This is a genomic window from Olsenella massiliensis, assembly GCF_001457795.1.
Classification (GTDB): Bacteria; Actinomycetota; Coriobacteriia; order Coriobacteriales; family Atopobiaceae; genus Olsenella_F; species Olsenella_F massiliensis.
This window is the reverse complement of the sequence record NZ_LN898211.1, coordinates 477,114-497,104: the sequence shown is the minus strand read 5'-3', so window position 1 is coordinate 497,104 and position 19,991 is coordinate 477,114. Positions and strand designations below refer to the sequence as shown.

The following is a 19,991-nucleotide window of genomic DNA, read 5'->3' as shown; positions in this document are numbered from 1 at the left end:
GGCCTGGCGGCGGCGCGGTCTGCCCCACGTGGCGCCTATCCCTCGACGATGGCGATGCTCGCGCTCGTGCCCAGACGATCGGCGCCGGCGGCCGCCATGGCATCGGCCTCCTGTCGGTTATGGATGCCGCCCGCCGCCTTGATCTGGCAGGCATCACCCACCGTCGCCTTCATGAGCTCGACGGCATGAATCGTGGCGCCCCCCGTGCTGAAGCCCGTGCTTGTCTTGACAAACGCGGCACCGGCGGCCATGCAGTCCTTGCAGGCGCGAACGATCTGCTCGTCATCCAGCAGGCAGCACTCGAGGATGACCTTGACGGGGTGGCCGTCCGCGGCCTTCACGACCTCGGCGATGTCGTTTGTCACGTACTCGTCGTCTCCGTCGATGAGCTTGCCCACGTTGATGACCATGTCGATCTCCGCAGTGCCGTCCAGCACCGCCTGGCGCGCCTCGGCAACCTTGCCCGCCGTGGTGGCGGCCCCCAGGGGAAACCCTATGCAGGTGGTCACCCCCACGCCGGAGCCGGCAAGGCGCCTGGCGGCAAAGGCCGTCCAGCAGCCGTTGATGGAGACCGTCGCAAAGCCGTATCGCTTGGCCTCGTCGCACAAGCGAGCAAGATCGGCTTCGGTCGCGTTTGCCTTGAGGATGGTGTGGTCGATGCGCGCGTTAAGATCCATGGGGTCGCCTTTCTGGTTGGCCTTGCTGGCGAAGACGGGCCGATGCTATCCCGTACCGCACGCGTCCGTCAAGATGGCCGCAGGCGGCGCCGGATACGTGGGGGGGTCCCGTTCAAAGCGCACGTTTGGGCGGATCTTAACAACCGCATCCCAGGCAAACGCAGAAGGTAGCCTTTGCAACGCACGCTTTGAACGGGGATGCCGAGTAGCCCCCTGTCTTCAGCTCAACATGCGGCACGGCATGCAGCCTCTCGTAGCAAGAAGGGACCCCACCGCGGCTGCGGCGGGGCCCCTTGAGGTCAGGCGGTGCGACGCAGGGGCGTCGCGTCCTGCGAAACGTCCCGACGCGCGGAACGTCACGGCGTGCGGCCGGGCCGCAGAGGCCTAGTACATGCCGCCGCCCTGTCCGCCGGCAGCGGCGGCACGGGAGATGGCGTCCTCGATGGAGGTGTCCTTGGGCTCATCGGAGACGGTCGCCTCGGTGATGAGAATCAGCGAGGCCACGGAGGCGGCGTTCTGGAGCGTGGTGCGGGTGACCTTGACGGGGTCAAGGACGCCCATCTCGATCATGTCGCCCCACTCGCCGTTGGCGGAGTTGAGGCCCTGACCCGCAGGCAGGCTCTTGATCTTCTCGACCACGACGGAGCCCTCGAAGCCGGCGTTCTGGGCGATGGTCTTCACGGGAGCGGCGAGGGCCTTGCGGATGATCTCGACGCCGATGCGCTCGTCGTTGTCAGCGCACTCGACGGCCTCAAGCGAGGCCTCGGCCTGCAGGAAGGCGACGCCGCCGCCGGCGACGATGCCCTCCTCCACCGCGGCGCGCGTTGCCTGCAGCGCGTCCTCGATGCGGTGCTTGATCTCCTTGAGCTCGACCTCGGTGGCCGCGCCCACCTTGATGACGGCGACGCCGCCGGCGAGCTTGGCCATGCGCTCCTGGAGCTTCTCCTTGTCGAAGTCGGAGTCGGTGTGCTCGATCTCGCCCTTGATCTGGGCGATGCGGTCGGCGATGGCCTCCTTAGCGCCGCCACCGTTGACGATGGTGGTGCTGTCCTTGGTGACCTTAACCGACTTGGCGCGACCGAGCATCTCGGCGGTGACGTCGGTGAGCTCGACGCCGAGCTCCTTCATCGCGGGCTGGCCGCCGGTGACGATGGCGATGTCCTCGAGCATGCGCTTGCGGCGATCGCCGTAGCCGGGGGCCTTGACGGCGCAGACGTTCAGCGTGCCGCGGAGCTTGTTGAGGATCAGGGTGGCCAGGGCCTCGCCGTCAACGTCCTCGGCGATGATGAGCAGCGGCGAGCCGCTCTTCTGGATGCCCTCGAGGACCGGGAGCACGTCCTGGATGTTGGAGATCTTCTGGTCGGTCATGAGGATGTAGGGGTTCTGGAGCTCCGCCGTCATGGTCTCGTTCTCGGTGGCGAAGTAGGGCGAGATGTAGCCCTTGTCAAACTGCATGCCCTCGACGGTGTCGATGTCGATGCCGAAGGTGTTGGAGTCCTCGACGGTGATGACGCCGTCCTTGCCCACGACGTCCATGGCCTCGGAGATCTTCTTGCCTATCTCGGGGTCGACAGCGGAGATGGTGCCCACCGACGCGATCTGCTCGGAGGTGGAGACGTCGCGGGAGGCGCCCTTCATCTCTTCCACGGCGATGGCGACAGCCTTGTCGATGCCGCGACGGATGGCGATGGGGTTGGCGCCGGCGGCCACGTTGCGCAGGCCCTCGTTGACGATGACCTGAGCCAGGAGCGTGGCGGTGGTGGTGCCGTCACCCACGGTGTCGTTGGTCTTGGTGGCGACCTCCTTGACGAGCTGGGCGCCCATGTTCTCGATGGGGTCCTTGAGCTCGATCTCCTTGGCCACGGAGACGCCGTCGTTGGTGATCGTGGGGGCGCCGTAGGAGCGCTGGAGCGCCACGTAGCGGCCCTTGGGGCCCAGGGTGGTGGTGACGGCGTCGGCCAGGGTGTTCACGCCCTTGGCGAGCTTGGCACGAGCGTCAGTGCCGAAGACGATGTCCTTTGCCATGATGTGTTCTCTCCTTCTTTGCTTGCCGTGATGCGATGTGCGCGACGATGGCGCGAGCGCTACTCAGAAATGATGGCGTAGATGTCATCGGCGCGGAGCAGCAGGAAGTCCTCGCCGTCGATCTTGATCTCGTTGCCGCCGAACTTGCCGTAGTAGACCTGGTCGCCAACCTTGACGTCCGGGGCGACGCGCTCGCCCTTGTCGTTGAGCTTGCCGGCGCCGACGGCCACGACCTCGCCGCGCTGAGGCTTCTCCTGCGCACCGGACGAGATGTACAGGCCGGTTGCCGTCTTCTCCTCCTTGGGGGCAGGCTTGACGAGAACGCGGTCGCCCAAAGGCTTAAGAGTCATGTTCAAGAACCTCCTTCTTGTGCGCCGCCAGGCGCGTTTCCTGCGACGACGTTGACCCCAGGCGCAAGGCTGGGAATCTTCGCCTCTCTACCGTTGAGAATAGTACCCCTCACGAGAGCCCTATACACCCACGAGATAAGAAATCTTCAGACAATGACTTAGATTTTCTGTTGTCCCAAGAAGCAGGACAATTTCTTCATGGTTTTGCGCGCGGCCTACAGGGCCTGCGGGGGCCCGCACGGCCGTGAGACGCGCGCTGGGTCGAGAGACATTTGGCCGCGCGGAATCGAGCGGCGCACGGCGCGGCGGAGTCTGAGAGAACGTCGCTGTCGGGCCGTATACTGATGGCGTCAGAATCTGACGGGGCCGACAGCACACGATGGCACGAGGGGGCGAGGATGACGTTGTGGCAGGCAATCAAGCGGAGGGCCTGCGTCTTGACGGAACGTCCCGGCATCTGGCGCCAGGCGGCGCTCGTCGGCTTCTTTGTGCTTTTTTCCACTCCTTTCTTTGCGTGCTCGGCGTACTCGCTCCAGGTGCCCGGCCTGACCAGCGCGCCTTCCTGCATTGCCCTGGGACTCCTGGCGGGCGCGGCGCCCGTCGGCGTGGCGAGCGGCGCACGCTCGCACGACTGGACGCGACCGGCACGGTATCTGACGGTCGCGGCGCTCGCGTTAGCCCTGCTGTACGTCGTGTCCGAGTTTTGTGCCCTCCCCCTCCTCGAGCATGCCGCAGCCAGGGCGACCGGAACGGCCTACGACCTTCTCGAGCTAGGCTTGCGTCTCCCGCACCTGATCAAGACCACCGTCGGCTACTGGCCCCTGACCCTCTGCGCGATGCTGCTCTCCCGACTTTGGACGGATGGGGCGGCCGAGGACGTGGGCCCGGGGGACAACGTGGACGACACCCGCGCGAAGGAGGAGGCGTCCTCTGCGCCCACGCTGCTGACGCTCGCCGTGGCGGGACTCCTTCGTCAGCCTCTTGGCCTCCTGGGTCAGACGGACCAGGCGTCGGCGCCGTTTGGGATGTTCGCCCTTCCTGTGCTCTCGCTGGGAATCGTCCTTCTCATGAGCAGGCGCGTGCCGGAGAGGCTGCGGCGCCTCGCCCTCGCGTGCCTGGGAACGGGCGTGCTTCTGTGGAGCTGCGCCGCCAGGCTTGCGCCCATCTCGACGACGCTGCCACGTGACGCCCCCCTTGCCGTCATCGCGTGCGCCCTCGCGACCGCCTGCGCCATGGCGCTCATGCTGTGGCGTCCCGCCACGCTCAAGGCCACGCCTGCCGGCAGCCGTGTGGAGGCCGACGTCACCCTTGACCTGAGCGGCCTTACCCCCGGCGAGCGTGCGTGCGCGGAGCTGCTGCTTGGGGGTGCGGCAATTTCCAAGATCGCGGAGCGGCTGGGCAAGGCGCCCTCGACGACGCGCGTCCTCTTGAGCCGCGCCTACAAAAAGCTGGGAGTGAGCAGTGCCGCTGAGCTCGCGTCGCTCTCAGCCAGGTCTGTTGACACGGGCGCGGAAGAGACGTCCCCTCCGGCGCCGGCGCGTTTATGGCTGCCCGTTGCGCGGACCTCCCTGCTTGCCCTCCTGCTGCTGCCACTGGGGGCGACCGGGCGTCCATGGGGTGCCGGGCAGACGCTCGTCCTCTCGTTTGGCATGGGACTCCTTGCGTCGGCGAGCCTTGGACGTCTGGTCGTCGCGCACGTCAGCTCCAGGGAACGTCCGGCGCAAAGGGTCGCAAGCGGCGTCTTCAGGAGCGTCTTTGTGGCTACGGGCCTGTGCGCCATCGCACTCTCCCACCTTGAGGCGTCTTGCATGAACGGTTACCCCGCTCATCCCCTGCTTGCCCTTCCTACCTGCCTCTTTGCGATTCTCTTTTGCGTGACGTCACCCTCGCGCGGCACGCCCACCGCAAGGCCGACGCGTGCGGCCGAGGGCGATGGTGACGTCTTTGCGCTGCCGCTGTTGTCGTTGCCTTTGGCGCTCGTGTCGCTCTCGCAGGTGCTGCCACCCCTGCGTCCCGCCCTCACCGTCGGCTGCCTGGGCCTTGCCGCCGCCGGGGCCATGCCCCTTGCAGATGAGCGCCTCCGCACGGCAGACCCCGTCCGGGGCATTGACGTCGCTCCTCTGGCAATCGCCGCGACCGTGGGCTTTGTGATGGAAGAGGCATGGCGGGCGACAGGCTCCTTCTCGACCCTGGAGCTCCTCATGCCGCTGTTGATTGCCCTCTGCCTGAGCTCGGCGTATCTCATGAGGGGCGCACGCTGGGAGATGCTCTGCGCCTCCGTCGCGGGCGGCGCCCTCGCGCTCGGAGCACAAGGCGCCATGAGCCTTCGCCTTGCCCTTGCTGCCGTCGCACTTGTCGCGGGGGCGGCGGCGGGTCCTGCCGCCACGCCACCAGACGCGCACGACGCCAGGCGGCTTGTTCTTCCCTGCCTGGGCGCGGGCATGCTCGCAGGCGCCGTTGCCATCAACGCCTATTGCGACCGCCTTCTTTACAACGAGGTGGCCCTGGCGTTCTTGGGCGGCAAGACCGGCCTAATATCCGCCGGCAGCATTCTTTTGGGGATCTCACTCACGCTCGCGGGGCTTTCGGTGGGCGCATACTGCGTGCGCCTTTCCAACGATGCGCGCGCTAAGGACCTTGGGCTCGGACAAGGAGCCAATGACGAGCGCCGGCGACGCATGCTTGGCTTTTTGGCGTCTCAGGGTCTAAGCAAGACGGAGTCGGAGGTGCTTCTCCTGACGGCGCGGGGAAGGAGCGGCGGGCAGGTCTCGGAGGAGCTCAACTACTCCCGCGGCACCGTCAACTCGGCCCGGCGCGACGGGTACAGAAAGCTCTCCATTCACAGCCGACAGGAATTAATCGAACGTATCATCGCAGGTACAAAGCACGTAAACTGATTTTTCTCCAATTCCATACGCCTGCTTACTGGTCATGGTCCCAAACTCGTGGCACGCTCGGCGTCAATCGGGTACCCGCCGTCACCCCATTGATGAAGGAGCATGCCATGTTATGCCCTGCCAAGCAGCTTACAACCATTCTGGGGGCAACCCTGACGAACTGACGGACCCGCCCGCCGTCCTGGCGCGCTGTCGCCGGGACGGCGGTCCTCACGAGCTATCCCCCATAGCAGATAGAGAGGCCTCACAGCCATGACCTTCAAGAAGAAGGAGAAGGTGACGCTTGCCGTCGTTGCCATCCTTTTTGCAGGCGTGCTCCTATCGCGCGTTGTCAGCAGCTTTTTTGCCGACAAGGCCTATAAGGATGCCCAAAGCAAGAAGGAGGAGGAAACGGTAAGCGTGCCCGCTGGAAAGACAATAGATCTCAGGGGCGACGCGCCTGACGATGCCGCCTCGGACGCCCTGAACCCGGATGACCTGAATAAAAACGTGTTTGGCTGGGTGGGCACCATGCGCATGAGCGTGACGAGTGCGCGCGCGTACGAGAGCGCCGCCGCCTTGGATGACCAGGTACCTGCTGACCTCGCGCAGATGTTTGATCCAGAGGACAGCCAGAAAAGCAAGCTCCTTGTCGTCACGATTCACCTTGAGAACGTGGACGCACGTCCCGCCGAAATGGACTTTGAGGACAACCCCTGCTTCCGCATAAGCACAATTGCCCAGTTAGACGAGGAGTCCAGTAATCTCGAGTATTTCTCTGGCTCAACCGTGCCAAAGGGAGACCACGACTACTTTTGCTTCCAGCTCCCTGTTGGTGGAAAGGCGGATTACACCTTGGGCTACTTTTACGGCGACCTGCTGGGGAGGCACGTTGACGTGCCGTCGGTCATAGTGCCGGGGTTGGGGTTCAACGAGGGAAAGTACCGCCTTGAGCTCAACGCCACGCTTGTGGGATAGGAGGAGCTATGAGAAACCTCATGGGCATGGAGCTGCGCAAGGCCCTCAGGAATCCCTGGCTTGCGATTGCCCTGACGATTGCGCTTGGCCTGGCCGTCGCGAGCGCGGCGGGCAACATCATCTACTTTCTTGACAACCCCATTGCGCTTTACCCGCACAAGTTCATTCCCTTTACGATAGGCAACTGCTTCAAGTATTGGGTCTCTCTCGACTTTATTCAACCTAGCTCGACCCTGCTCTTTCAGCTTATGCCCGTGTTGGCAGTCATTCCCTACGCATGGTCCTATCGCTCGGAGCTTCAGAGCGGCTATGCCAATCAGCTCATGTCACGGGACCGGAGAGAAAGGGTCCTTGCCGCAAAGGCGTTGGCGGTGTTTGTGTCTGGGGCGCTCGTCGCCGTCATTCCCCTGGTGGTTAACTTTCTTCTGCTGGCCTGCTTCATCCCCGCCTACCTGCCCGACGTCGTGGGTGTTCTGTATAACGCCGTCTATTCCCAAGACCTATGGGCCTGGTTCTTCTACAACCTGCCCGTGGTCTATGTGGTCCTCTTCACGCTTCTGGCGGGCGTCTTGAGCGGACTGTGGGCTACCTTTGTTCATGCTCTCTCCTTTGTCGTCGAAAACCGGGTCGTGCTGCTCATTGCCCCTCAGCTTGGTCTGCTGGGACTCCAGTTTGTCAACGACAAAATCTACTATGCCCTAGGAACAATCTGTGGCGTCCAACTGGGGTTGGGGCAGAACATGCGGGCAATTGCCGAAACGTATCTTCAAAGCCCCCAGGTCATCTTCGGTGAAGGGGCACTGATGTTGTTAGTTGCCCTTGTGATGACGATGTGTCAGGTGAGGAGGGACGTGCTGTGATTGTGCGCCTGATCAACATGGACCTTCGCGAGGGGCTGAGGTCGGTAGCACGGTGGTATGGCGCCGCAGTCGTTCTGGCGTGTGCGAGCGGTGGAGCCTATGTGCTGACGTCGGTGGCATCCATTCAGAAGGTCCCCTGGTCCCTGGGCAACATTCTTGCCGGTAACCTTGCCGGCATGGCCCCGTTTCTGCCTTCTCCCACCGACCCCTTCCGATTTCCCGTCAGCTGGGCGTTTCTCCTGTTGCTATTGCATTTTATTACGCTGGACTATCCCTATCGCGACCTCATGGGCTTTGGCGAGAAAGTCCTGGCCAGCGCAGGGAGCAGGTGGGCCTGGTGGCTCTCCAAATGCGTGTGGGTCGTGGCGAGCGTTCTGCTGTATTGGGCCGTGCACCTGGGGGTCTGCGCCCTGTTTGCCTGCATTCCCGGAGGAGGTCTTAGTCTGGACGTGTCTCAGGACCTGTACCACATGATGCACCTTGACATGAACGTCCGGCCTGACACGGGAACCTTCGCGCTCTTCCTTGTCGGCGTTCCCTGCATGACGGCGGCGCTGTGCCTGTTCCAGCTTTTTCTTTCACTCGTGGCGGGACAAACGCTCAGCTATCTTGCCTCCTTCTCGATCCTGTTTTTGTCGGCGTTCTATTATGCCTGTCCGCTGCTGCCCGGCAACTACCTCATGGCCATGCGCTCACCCGGAGTCGTGGGGCAAGGCTTTGGCTTTCCTCCACAGTGGGGGCTCGCGCTTGCCCTTGGCGTCGCGGTATTTTCGATCGTGACAGGCGGCATCGCCTTTGTCCGCATGGACATCCTCGGAAAGGAGGGCTAACGTGACTCTGCTCACAAAGGGCCTCGGAAAGACCATCAAAGGTCGCACCATCTTTCAGGACATATCCATCACCGCTCCCAGCGCAGAGGTCACCGGTTTGGCCGGTGTCAACGGATCTGGAAAGACCATGCTCATGCGGGCCATGGCAGGCCTCATTCGCCCTACCACGGGGACGGTGGAGATAGACGGTCAGACGTTATGGGCAGACGTCGCCTTTCCGCCAAGCGTGGGCCTGCTCATAGAGAATCCCGCCTTCCTGTCCGGCAGGACGGGATTAGATAACCTGCGCGTCCTGGCGTCCATCAAGGACGTCGTCGACGATAAACGCGTGCGGCAGGTCCTGGACCTCGTGGGCCTGGACCCCGATGACCGCAGGCATTTTTCCAAGTACTCCCTGGGCATGAAGCAGCGATTGGGCATTGCCGCGGCAATCATGGAGCTCCCGCGCCTGCTGCTGTTGGACGAACCCACCAACGCCCTTGACGCCGCCGGCGTCAAGATGCTCACGGACGTGGTCAACAAGATGCGCGAGCGGGGATGCACCATCATCCTCGCCTGCCATGACGCCCATGTTCTGCGGGGTCTTTCCGACCAGGTCTACTATCTGGCCGAGGGGCATCTGGACGGCCACGAGATGCTCGGGGGGAGGGGTTCGCATGCTAAGGCATAGGCTTGCGTGGGCGGCCTTGGTGGTGACGTTGGCACTGCTTGTGGGCATACGCATCTGGCACGTGAACCAAAGCCAGCTTCACATTCCCGTCGAGCACTACAACGTCGGCGAGGAGGTGGACCTGGACGGGGCCTTCCTCGATGACGCCAAGGAAAACACAAAGGGCTACTACCTGACGGTGTCCAAGGCGGAGGTCATGGACTCCGACGAGTACCTGGCTCGCTATGCGCCACATGCCGACCCCAGCACGATCAAGAACGGCAGCGGGGACGTCCTCGTGCTCACCTATGACGTGCGGAACGTGGGCAACGACTCCGGATACCTGGACATGGTCTCCCAGATGGTCATAGCGGATGACAGGACCACCTTCTACACGATGGACTACGACCTCTGGGGGGCAAGCGAACCCCAGCTGAACGGATCGACCTTGGCCCTGGTCCTTAAGCCCAACAGCAGCTACACGACGCACATGCCCTTCTCGTACATTGATATACCTAAACCGTTTGAGAAGATGCTCGAGGACAAGAACTACTGCCGCAGGCCCATACCAGGAAAGGCGTTTGAGCTTCTTGTGACAAACGCCCCGACGAACAAGGTCATTGACATACAGCTGTAGAGGGGCCCGGCGACCTGGCCTCAGCGCCCCTCTTCCAGCTCCGCCAGCTCGCGCAGCCACACCGCCGGGCAGGCGTCGCTCGGCATGCGTAGGTCGCCGCGGGGACTCACGGCCACCGACCCCACCTTGGGGCCGTCGGGCAGACAGCTGCGCTTGAACTGCTGTGCAAAGAAGCGACGGTAAAATGTGCGCAGCCACTTGAGGATCGTCGCGTCGTCATAGTTTGCCGCAGTTCCCCGGCCCAAGGCGTAGCGTGCCAGACGATACACCTTCCTGGGCGCAAAGCCGCGGCGCAGCACCTGATAGAGGAAGAAGTCATGCAGCTCGTAGGGACCCACGAGGTCCTCCGTGCGCTGCGCGATGCTGCCGTCCTTGGCAAGGGGCAGAAGCTCGGGCGAGACGGGCGTGTCCAAGACGTCAAGGAGCACCCGCGAGAGCGCGTCGGCGGCACAGGTGTCGGCCACGTAGCGCACGAGGTGGCGGACGAGCGTCTTGGGGACCCCCGCGTTGACGCCGTACATGGACATGTGGTCGGCATTGTAGGTGGCCCAGCCTAGGGCAAGCTCGGAAAGGTCGCCCGTGCCCACCACAAGTCCGCCCTCCTGGTTGGCGACGTCCATGAGAATCTGGGTGCGCTCGCGCGCCTGGGCGTTCTCGTAGGTCACGGAGCGATCGCTCTCGTCGTGTCCTATGTCCCGAAAGTGCTGGCGCACCGCCGCCGCGATAGGAATCTCGCGCAGGGTGGCACCCAGGGCCTTCGTGAGCTCAAGGGCGTTTCCGTGCGTGCGGTCCGTGGTGCCAAAGCCCGGCATCGTGACGGCGATGATGCCGGCCGGCGCCAGCCCCAGGACGTCAAAGGCCCGCGCCGTCACGAGCAGCGCCAGCGTGGAGTCAAGGCCGCCCGAGACTCCCACCACCGCGCATTCCGAGCGGGTGTGCGACAGGCGTTTGGCCAGGCCATGCGCCTGGATGGCAAGGACGTCCTCGCAGCGCTCGTTGCGCCTGGCGGAGCTTGCCGGAACAAAGGGATGCGGGTCGACGCGGCGGGTCAGGCGGGTCTCCTCCCGCCTGAGCGAGAAGGGCGCGCACAGGTAGCCTGCGGCGACGGGGTCCGCAAGGGTCTTGAAGGTCGTCAGGCGGCGGCGCTCCGCCGCAAGGGCGCGGACGTCCACCTCGGTCAGCGCGGAGGCCGAGCCAAAGGGCCTGGCCTCCGCCAAAAGGACGCCGTTCTCGGCAACGAGGTCGTGGGCCGAGAACACCAGGTCCTGCGTGGACTCGCCCCAGCCCGCGCTGGCGTAGGCGTAGGCGCAGACGAGGCGGGCGCTCTGGCCCACGACGAGCGAGCGTCGGTAGTCCGCCTTGCCCACGACGGCGTCCGAGGCGGAGAGGTTGACGATGAGGGTAGCACCCGCCCGGGCGTGACTGATGGAGGGAGGCTCGCTCACCCACAGATCCTCGCAGACCTCGACGGCCACCACCAGCTCAGGAAGCTCCTCGCAGCAGAAGAGCTGGTTGGCGCCAAAGGGGACGTCATGCCAGCCGGCAAGGTCAACGCGGCGCGGCACCCTGGGGCCAGGGGCAAAGTGACGCAGCTCGTAGAACTCGTTGTAGTTGGGGACGTTGAGCTTGGGCACAAGTCCCAGGAGCCTGCCATGGGCGAGCACCGCGGCGCAGTTGTGGAGCTTGCCACCCGCGCGAACGGGCAGGCCGACGACGACCAGGGCGTCGAGGGAGGCGACGTCCTGGGCCAGGCGCCTGAGGCCGCGCTCCGCCGCGTCGAGCAGGGCGTCCTGCCAGAAGAGGTCCGCGCAGGTGTAACCCGTGACGCAGAGCTCGGGCAGCACGATGACCTTGGCGCCGTCATCCTCGACGGCCTGGGTGACCACGTCAACGCACGATTCGACGTTGGCCTGGACGTCGGCAACCTTGACCTGCGGCGACGCTGCGACGACCTTCACAAACCCGTCCTGCATGGTTCCTCCCTGCGTATGGTGACGTTGGCCTCGCGCCTGCGCGAGCCTCAAGGCGGCGCTGCCCTCAAGGCGACGCTGGCCTTGTGGCGGCGCTGCCCTCAAGGCGACGCTGGCCTCGTGGGGCCATTGTCGCACGTCCGGCACGCCGCGGGGCACCAGACGCGGTGCGCGGGCGACGATGGCGCGTCACGAGGCGCCGGCACGGCGACGCGGGACCGGGCGGCGCAAGATGTGGCAAGGCGGCTACGCCTCCCAGACGATCCTCCCGCCCACGTACGTGGCAAGCGTGCGCGCCTCGATGATGCGCCCTGGGTCCGCCGTCATGAGGTTGGCGTCGAGCACGACGAGGTCGGCCAGCCTGCCCGGCGCGAGCGTGCCCAGCTCCCTCTCGCGACCGCATACGTACGCCGAGCCGCGCGTGTAGGCGTCAATCGCCGCCGCCATTGATATGCGCTGCTCAGGCAACCAGCCGCCCGCCGGACCGTCGGCGTGAGGGTCCGCGCGCGTGACCGCGCACGCAAGCACGTCCAAGGCCGAGTCCGCGACGCAGGGCGCGTCGGTGCCAAAGGCCATCATGACGCCCGACGCCTCAAAGCTCGCAAAGGGCCACATGAAGCTCGCTCTTTCTGGTCCCAGGTCGCGAACGGGCTGCGTCGTGTCGATGACCAGATGCTGAGGCTGGACGGAGGCGACGACGCCTGCCGCGGCCATGCGCGCGACGTCGGCAGGCAGGAGGTTCTCGACGTGCTCGATGGCATGACGTCCCTGGCGGGGGCTGCCGTAGCGCGCACGAGCCTCGGCAAAGATGTCGATGGCGGTCGAGACGGCCTTGTCTCCGATGGCGTGGATGCGCGTGGCTAGGCCCCTCTCTGCCGCCGCGAGGACGTACGAGCGCATCAGCTCGGGCTCCACAGTGGGCCGGCCACAGTCGCCCGGGACGTACGGGTTTGCGTACGGCTCGTGCAGCCACGCCGTGTGAGCGCTCGAGATGCCGTCAAAGAACTGCTTGGTGCCGGGCACTCGCAGGTAGCTGCCCGCCAGGCGTGCCCGCAGGGTCTCGACGCGCTGGTAGCTGCCCACGTTCTGCGGAAAGAGGCTCACGCGCACGGGCAGGCTGCCCCGCTCGTCACCCAGCCCGACCTCCCCCTCGTCCAGGAGGTCCTCGTAGATGCCCTCATAGACGTAGTCCACGCCCGGCACGGCGCAGAGCGCCATGTCGCAGACGGAGGTGATGCCCTGCGACACGCTCATGCGCATGTAGGAGCGATAGGCCGCAAGCACCTCCGCGCGGGGCAGGGTGTCAAAGACCTTGGCCGCATACACCATGGCAGCAGCCTCGCGCAACACGCCCGTGAGCTGGCCGACTGAATCCCTCTCAAAGCTGCCGCCGGGCGGCGGGACGCTCTGGGACGTGATGCCCAGACACTCCAGCCCGCGTGAGTTGAGCCAGAGCGTGTGAAGGTTTCCGGCATAGAGCGCAACGGGCCTGTCGGGAAAGACCCTGTCCAAAGACGCCCTGGTAGGGGGCGTAAGGTCATCCCACAGGGCCGAGCGCCAGCCCTGGCCGACGAGCCATCCGTCCTTGCCCGCGGGCGACTTGGTGGCGGCAAACGCGCGCATGATGCTGACGCAGTCCTCCTCGCTTGCGCCGTCGCAGTGGCAGGCGAGTGGCGAGCGAAAGAGCGCCGTGTGAAACACGTGCTGGTGGGCGTCGTGAAAGCCGGGACAGACGAAGGCGTCACCCAGGTCGCGCACGCGGACGCCATCGGTTGTCAGGGCCGCGAGCGCGGGGCTGCGAGGGTGCAGGACGTCGCGGATGCGATCGCCTTCGATCACGAGGGCCGCAGGGACGTCGGGACGGCGCTTGTCAAGATAGACGTGGCGAGAGGTGATGACGGCAAGCGAGGAGCCTGGTCCGGCCATGGGACTTCTTTCCTTGCGGCGGGGCATGCGCCACCTGCGGGCGGCACGTTGAGAAACGCATCCCCCACCTTAGCCAAAACACGACAAACGTGTCAGAAAACGCCGCCAGGAGGCGTATTTTTGTTTCAAACGTCGTGTTTTGGCTAAGCGACGGCACGCGACGGCACAACAGCCGCCCGCGCGGCGCGCCTAGTCCTTCAGGTAGCGCGCAAGAAACTCGCGAGTCCGCGGCTGAGTGGGGCTGGAGAACATCTTCTGTGGCGCCCCCTCCTCCACGATGACGCCCTGGTCCATGAAGACCACCCTGTCGGAGACGTTCTTGGCAAAGGACATCTCGTGCGTCACGACCACCATGGTCATGCCGTCTGCGGCCAGGCGCCTCATGACCTCGAGCACCTCCCCCACGATCTCGGGGTCGAGGGCGGAGGTGGGCTCGTCAAAGAGCATGAGGTCGGGATTCATGCAGAGCGCCCGCGCGATGGCGACGCGCTGCTTCTGACCGCCCGACAGCGTGGAGGGCATGGCATGGACGAAATCCGCGAGACCCACCTCGCCCAGGTGCTCGAGCGCCATCCGCTCCGCCTCGGCCTTGCTCGCCTTCCTGAGCGTGACGGGCGCGAGCGTGCAGTTGCCCAGGACGTCCATGTTGTTAAAGAGGTTGAAGGCCTGAAAGCACATGCCTATGTTCTCGCGCAGCCTGTTGACGTCAACATGCTCGGCAGCAAGGTCCTGCCCATGGAACCAGATGTGCCCCGCGTCGGGCGTCTCGAGCAGGTTGATGCAGCGCAGCAGGGTGGACTTGCCCGAACCCGAGGCGCCTATGACCGTCACGACCTCGCCGGGCATGACCTCAAAGTCAATGTCCCTGAGCACCTCATGGCTGCCAAACGACTTGCGCAGGCCCGCGACCCTCACGACCGGGGACGCATCCTGCCGTGCCGTGGTGTTCCGCATCATCGTGCCTCCCCCTTGGCCGGCATTGCGGCGGGCGTGTCGGACGTCCCCAGCACCACCTGGTTGCCCTGCACGTCAAAGCGCCTGCCAAACTTGCCCAGCAGCCACGAGGCCGCCAGGGTCAGGATGAGGTAGACCACGGCCGCCGCCACGTAGACCTCCATCTGCTTGTAGTACACGCCGGCTATGGTGCGCGTGGCAAAGGTGAGCTCCAGGACGCCGATGGCCATGAGCACCGACGAGTCCTTGATGTTGATGACCAGCTCGTTTGACAGGGCGGGAATGGCGTTCTTGATGCCCTGCGGGAACACGACCCTGCGCATGGCCTGCCACTGCGAGAGGCCCAGCGAACGCGCCGCCTCGGTCTGCCCGGCGTCCACGGCGCCGATGCCGGCACGCAGGACCTCCATCATATAGGCCGTTGAGTTGAGCGAGACGGTCACCAGCGCGGCGACGAACGGCGACCACACCACGAGGATCTGCGAGGCCGAGAGGCCCCGCCCCGCCAGGACGCCCGTCCCCGCGTAGTAGATGATGAGACCCTGGATCATCATGGGCGTGCCGCGCACGACCTGCGAGTACACCTTGGCAAAGCCGGCGCCCACGATCTTGAGGAGGCGCACGAAGTCGTTGTCGGAGCGGTCGGGCAGCTGCAGGCGCAGAAAGACGAGCGCCAGCGCCAGGAAGAAGGCGACCACGGTGCCCACCAGGGCGATGATGACAGTGTTTGCGACGCCCTGGACGAAGGTGGGCCACATGTTGCACAGCATGTACGCCATGGACCCAAAGAAGTCCGTGGGGTTGGTCGTCTGGGCCGCCGCCCAGCTCACGAGGCTGATGCCGCCCATGACCACGCGATCGACCGCAAAGAGCAGGACGATGAGCCATATGACGTACGAGGCATACCGCTCCGCCCGGAGCGCCCGGGGACGGCAGAAGGGAGAGCTTGCCCTATACGCGTCGCCCCTCCAGCGCAGCAGCTTGTTGACGAGCGCGACGAGCGACACCGCGACCCAGGCCAGAAGCAGGTAATACAGGATCGACTCCACGACATAGGACGCGGCGAGAAAGCTCATGCCGGGATGCGGCGTGTTGGCAAGCCAGAGGCCGCACAGCGCGAGGGCGCTCGTCCCCAAGAAGACGTAGCGGTGGTCGCGCGTGACAAAGCGCGTCATCGACGCGCGTCGGGTGGGATGCGCGGCAGATTCGTGGCTCATGTGCGAGGCTCCTTGCGACGGGACAGGCAAAGGCGCTACTGGGGCAGGCGTTCCTGCACGGCGTCCCAGGCGGCCTGGCGCTCGTCCTGCGAGACGGACTTGATGGCGTCGTTGATCTTGGCGAGCACGTCATCGTGCCCCTTGGCGATGCCGACGTTGATGGGGACGTCCTCCTGGAAGAGGATCTTGCTGCCGTCGATCTGAACGGCCACGAGGTCGGGGTTGGCGGCCAGAAGGCCCTTCTCGTTCTCGACGTCAAAGGTGATGGCGTCGCAGGTGCCCTGGTTGAGGGCCGAGAGCTGCGCGGGGACCGAATCGACGGGCGTCATGTGATTGACGCCGTCAATCTCGTCGATGACCGTGTCGAGCAGCGTGTCGCGCTGGCCGAGCACCGCCGCGCCCGAGAAGACGCTCAGGCTCGTTGCGCCCTCGTAGGAAGAGCCCTTCTTGACGAGCAGGCCATAGTGGCCCACCCAGTAGGGGTCAGAGAAGTCGATGGACTGGCGGCGCTCGTCCGTGGCGGTCATGCCGCCGCAGATGACGTCGATGACACCGTTGGTCAGACCCTCGACCAGGCCCGAGAACTCCATCTTCACCGCGACGGGCTCAAGGCCCAGGGCCGTGCCGATCTTCTTGGCAAAGACGATATCGTAGCCGTCGGCATAGGCGCCGTCCTGCCCCTGCACGGGAATGGTGTCGTCGGTGGACTCGGAAGTCTGCCAGTTGTACGGCGGATAGGCAACCTCCATGCCCACGCGCATCGTGCCGTTGTCGCCAAAGCCCGACGCCGCGGATGGAGAGGACGAGCCCGTGTTGGCCGTCTGCGTGGAGGGGCCGCACGCGCTCAGGAGCGTCGAGCTGGCAAGGGCCGCAGCGCCAAGGCCCGAGGCCTTGAGGAAGTCGCGGCGGGTGCTGGCGTTGGCTGCGTTCATGACGGAACCCCTTCCTGGCTAGTGAACTGTCGGACCAGTGTACGACCGTCTTTCGGGCGATCGGAGGAGGCGAGCAGAACGTAATGGCCTTGAAACCGCATGAACATCTGCGCGAATTATCAGAAACGCAGAGGTCGTGACAAAAATATGCACTCTGACCGGCGAGGACGCGCGTCAAGACGACACGTTGGACACGGCCTCGTGCGCGTCGGCGGCCTCGTGCGCGTCGGTGGCCTCATGCGCGTCAGAAGGGCACGAGCACGGCGTCAGGCTCCTGGATCAGCCCAAAGGGCGTCGTCATGACCGTGACGCAGAGCGCAAGGACGACGACGGCAAGGACGAGCCCCACGACCGTGACGACAAGCTTGAGCCCATGCCTGGTCAACCACACCACCCCGCCTGAACGTCACCTTGTCATTGCTCGTGCAGACTTCATACCGTATGCCCTGACGGCAGGGGCTTCAAGCAATTTTTCAAATTGACCGACAATTACACAATTCATCACGCCGGTGCGCGACGGAGGCGCCTTTCGTTACGTGCGGCGCCCAGGCGTCATGGAACGTCAGGGGGACGGGGACGCGGCCCGAAGCCCCCCGAGGCTCGCTTGTTCGCAAGGGCCTAACGCCCCGGCCACCCGGGCGCGACGACGGGCTGCGCCTCGGACGACCAGCAGCCGAGCCTGGCGTTGGGGTCCGCGTCCTGGGTGAGCTCGACGAGCACGCCCGACTGCCAGTTGCGCAGCGCCGCCAGCGCGATCATGGCGCCGTTGTCGCCGCAGACCGCCAGGGGCGGCACGGTCACGCGAATGCCCCGTCGCTCGAAGGTGCGGCGGTATGCGGCCCTGAGCTGCGGGTTGGCAGCGACGCCGCCGCCCACGCAAAAGTCGTTGACGCCCGTCTCCTCCACCGCCGCGACGGCCTTGGCAACCTGCACGTCGATGACGGCGGCCTCAAAGGAGGCGGCGAGGTCGGGCAGGTTGATGGCGCGCCCCGCCTTGCTCTCGCCCTCGATGTAGGTGATGACGGCCGTCTTGAGCCCCGACAGCGAGAAGCGGTAGTCGTGACTGTGCAGCATGGCGCGGGGAAAGTGAATGGCCTTCTTGTTGCCCTGCGCCGCCAGCCTGCTGATGACGGGGCCGCCCGGATAGCCCAGGCCAAGCGCCTTGGCGACCTTGTCAAACGCCTCGCCCACCGCATCGTCTATGGTCGTGCCCAGGATCTCGTAGCGACCCCAGCCCTTGACGTGCACGAGCATCGTGTTGCCCCCCGACACCAGGCTCGCCACGAAGGGGGGCGTGAGGTCGGGCGTCTCGAAGAGGTTGGCCAGAAGATGCCCCTCCAGATGGTTGACGGAGGTGAGGGCGAGGTCGGCAGCGGCGCAGAGCCCCTTGGCAAATGCCAGGCCCACCACCAGCGCGCCCACGAGTCCCGGTCCCGTCGTGACGCCCACGCAGGCGAGGTCCTCCGGCGCCAGCGTGTCACAGCCAAAGTGGGCCCCCGCCTGCGCGAGCGTCTCCTCGTACACGCCCACGATGGCCTCGACGTGCTTGCGCGAGGCGATCTCGGGGACGACGCCGCCAAAGCGGGCGTGAAAGTCAACGGAGGTGGCAACCACGTTTGAGCAGATGACGCCATGCGAGTCTATGACGGCCATGGCCGTCTCGTCGCAGGAGGACTCGATGGCGAGCACGAGGTCGCCCGCCTCGCTAAGCGCCCGACGCGTCGCCTCGTCACGCGGTTTGGGCTTGATGGGCCAGGGGCGAATCGAGGCGGAAGGCTCGGGCATCCGCTCCTGGAGCCTCTCGTCCGCCCGCAGGGGCAGCGGCGAGCGCAGGACGAGCGCGTCGACCGGCGTTCCCGTGGCGTCAACGCCGTAGTAGCCGGGTCGTTCGCCCACCTGCGAAAAGCCGAGCGAGCCATAGAGCGACCTGCCCGCCTCGTTGCCCCGCTCCACCTCAAGGGAGGCGCTCGTGGCGCCAAAGGTCTGGCCGTCATAGGCGACGCGCGCCACGAGCCGGCTCGCCACCTGCTGCCGCCGACGCTCCGGAGCTACGACCACGTCCGTGATCTCGAGGTCCGAGCCCGCAAGCCGCCCGCCTGCAAAGCCGACTATCCTGCCTTGGTCATGCGCCACCCACCAGCTGCGCCGTGGCTGGGCGAGCTCGTCGGCGAACATCTGTCGCGTCCAGGGGGTGTGGGCCGCCGCGGCAAAGACGCACCCCTCAAGCGCCGCCACCGCATCGAGGTCAGTGGCGATGAGGGGCCTCAGCTGCAGATGACGCCCGGCAAGGGCATCGCCCACGCCCGTGAGTCCCGCGGACGCAAGACGCTTGAGCCCCAGGCGGGCCCGTTCGTTTTCCTCGGCGTCCGAGAGGCGCGTGTAGATGGGAAGCACCAGCGCGGGGTCCCCGTCGCCGACGGCCGGCCGCGCGTCGGGGGCGGCGGCGGCACGCGCGAGCCCCTCCCCCGTGGGATGCCACAGGCTCTCGTCAAGCCGTCTCGTGAGTCCCGCCTGGGCGAGCAGCTCCGCGTGACGGCTGAGGCCGTTTCCCGTGAGGATGAGCTCGTCCGCGTCGGGGCGTGCGGCAAGCTCCTGCGCCGCTGCGGCAGCCTTGAGAACGCGCTCCACGTCAAAGCCGCGATGGGCGCCTCGCTCGTCAAGCAGGTAGACGCCGGGATACAGCTCGCCTCGCATGGCGTCGCCCACGACGGCGAGCCTGCCGCGCACGCCCGACTGCCAGGCGGTCCAGGCGACGGCGTCAAGGGTGGAGGCGCCGTGCAGGGGCACGCCGCGGCCGCAGGCAAGGCCCTTTGCCGTCGCGATGCCAATGCGCACGCCCGTGAAGGAGCCGGGGCCCCGACCCACGAGAACCTTGGTCACGTCGGCCATGGTGAGGCCGGCGGCGGCAAGCGTCGAGAGGGCCGTGGTCGTCAGCTCGACGTTCGCCCGACGGCGGCAGAGGTGGTCGGACGACGCCAGCACGTCAAGGCGCCCCTCGTCGACGCGCACGACGGCGCAGGCGAGCATGTCGGTGGAGCTGTCAAGGGCAAGGACGATGGACATGATGGCATCAGCCAATCCGTCGGCCGCGCACGCCGCGGTCGGCATCG

General features: G+C 65.7%; 16 protein-coding genes. 6 read left to right on the top strand and 10 right to left on the bottom strand.

All coding sequences use genetic code 11. The features are described from left to right. Nucleotides 1–35: 35 nt before the first annotated feature. The 3 genes from deoC to BN3001_RS06230 form a co-directional block, all read right to left on the bottom strand. Nucleotides 36–677: a deoxyribose-phosphate aldolase gene (gene deoC / locus BN3001_RS06240; RefSeq protein ID WP_058270898.1), complete on the bottom strand. Its 642-nt coding sequence runs from the start codon at nt 675–677 to the stop codon at nt 36–38. Between the two features lie 384 nt (nt 678–1,061). Next, nucleotides 1,062–2,702, bottom strand: a complete 1,641-nt coding sequence (gene groL, locus BN3001_RS06235; protein WP_058270897.1) for a chaperonin GroEL — start codon at nt 2,700–2,702, stop codon at nt 1,062–1,064. Between the two features lie 59 nt (nt 2,703–2,761). Continuing rightward, a complete protein-coding gene (locus tag BN3001_RS06230; protein ID WP_058270896.1) occupies nt 2,762–3,052 on the bottom strand; it encodes a co-chaperone GroES in 291 nt (96 codons plus the stop codon). 437 nt (nt 3,053–3,489) lie between these two features. Between BN3001_RS06230 and BN3001_RS06225 the strand changes: the two genes are divergently transcribed. The 6 genes from BN3001_RS06225 to BN3001_RS06200 all read left to right on the top strand — a co-directional run bounded on the left by BN3001_RS06225 (nt 3,490) and on the right by BN3001_RS06200 (nt 9,882). Continuing rightward, nucleotides 3,490–5,949, top strand: coding sequence for a LuxR C-terminal-related transcriptional regulator (locus BN3001_RS06225; RefSeq protein WP_197407463.1), 2,460 nt, complete (start codon nt 3,490–3,492; stop codon nt 5,947–5,949). Between the two features lie 252 nt (nt 5,950–6,201). After that, nucleotides 6,202–6,906 carry a hypothetical protein gene (locus BN3001_RS06220; RefSeq protein ID WP_058270894.1) on the top strand — a complete coding sequence of 235 codons (705 nt, stop codon included), beginning with the start codon at nt 6,202–6,204 and terminating at the stop codon, nt 6,904–6,906. 8 nt (nt 6,907–6,914) lie between these two features. Further along, complete coding sequence (locus BN3001_RS06215) at nt 6,915–7,766, top strand: hypothetical protein (RefSeq protein ID WP_058270893.1); 852 nt, start codon at nt 6,915–6,917, stop codon at nt 7,764–7,766. Further along, the gene (locus BN3001_RS06210) at nt 7,763–8,596 is read left to right on the top strand and encodes a hypothetical protein (RefSeq protein WP_058270892.1); all 834 of its coding nucleotides are present in this window, start codon (nt 7,763–7,765) and stop codon (nt 8,594–8,596) included. The genes BN3001_RS06215 and BN3001_RS06210 overlap by 4 nt, the downstream gene beginning before the upstream one ends. Before the next feature lies 1 nt (nt 8,597). Then, the gene (locus tag BN3001_RS06205; RefSeq protein ID WP_058270891.1) at nt 8,598–9,266 is read left to right on the top strand and encodes an ATP-binding cassette domain-containing protein; all 669 of its coding nucleotides are present in this window, start codon (nt 8,598–8,600) and stop codon (nt 9,264–9,266) included. Next, nucleotides 9,253–9,882: a DUF5028 domain-containing protein gene (locus BN3001_RS06200; RefSeq protein WP_058270890.1), complete on the top strand. Its 630-nt coding sequence runs from the start codon at nt 9,253–9,255 to the stop codon at nt 9,880–9,882. Before BN3001_RS06205 ends, BN3001_RS06200 begins: the two co-directional genes overlap by 14 nt. 20 nt (nt 9,883–9,902) lie before the next feature. On the opposite strand, the gene BN3001_RS06195 is transcribed toward BN3001_RS06200, so the two are convergent. The 7 genes from BN3001_RS06195 to tsaD form a co-directional block, all read right to left on the bottom strand. Then, the gene (locus tag BN3001_RS06195) at nt 9,903–11,855 is read right to left on the bottom strand and encodes an NAD(+) synthase (RefSeq protein WP_058270889.1); all 1,953 of its coding nucleotides are present in this window, start codon (nt 11,853–11,855) and stop codon (nt 9,903–9,905) included. 243 nt (nt 11,856–12,098) lie between these two features. After that, nucleotides 12,099–13,778 (bottom strand): amidohydrolase, encoded by a 1,680-nt coding sequence (locus BN3001_RS06190; protein ID WP_058270888.1) that lies wholly within the window; start codon nt 13,776–13,778, stop codon nt 12,099–12,101. 189 nt (nt 13,779–13,967) lie between these two features. Further along, complete coding sequence (locus tag BN3001_RS06185; protein WP_328585291.1) at nt 13,968–14,735, bottom strand: amino acid ABC transporter ATP-binding protein; 768 nt, start codon at nt 14,733–14,735, stop codon at nt 13,968–13,970. After that, nucleotides 14,732–15,949 carry an amino acid ABC transporter permease gene (locus tag BN3001_RS06180; RefSeq protein WP_082630030.1) on the bottom strand — a complete coding sequence of 406 codons (1,218 nt, stop codon included), beginning with the start codon at nt 15,947–15,949 and terminating at the stop codon, nt 14,732–14,734. The genes BN3001_RS06185 and BN3001_RS06180 overlap by 4 nt, the downstream gene beginning before the upstream one ends. Nucleotides 15,950–15,984: 35 nt before the next feature. Further along, a complete protein-coding gene (locus tag BN3001_RS06175) occupies nt 15,985–16,881 on the bottom strand; it encodes a transporter substrate-binding domain-containing protein (protein WP_058270887.1) in 897 nt (298 codons plus the stop codon). A 244-nt stretch (nt 16,882–17,125) separates the two neighbouring features. Continuing rightward, nucleotides 17,126–17,272, bottom strand: coding sequence for a hypothetical protein (locus BN3001_RS08375; protein ID WP_156410038.1), 147 nt, complete (start codon nt 17,270–17,272; stop codon nt 17,126–17,128). Nucleotides 17,273–17,499: 227 nt separating this feature from the next. Next, nucleotides 17,500–19,944, bottom strand: coding sequence for a tRNA (adenosine(37)-N6)-threonylcarbamoyltransferase complex transferase subunit TsaD (gene tsaD, locus BN3001_RS06170; protein ID WP_058271274.1), 2,445 nt, complete (start codon nt 19,942–19,944; stop codon nt 17,500–17,502). Nucleotides 19,945–19,991: the final 47 nt, after the last annotated feature.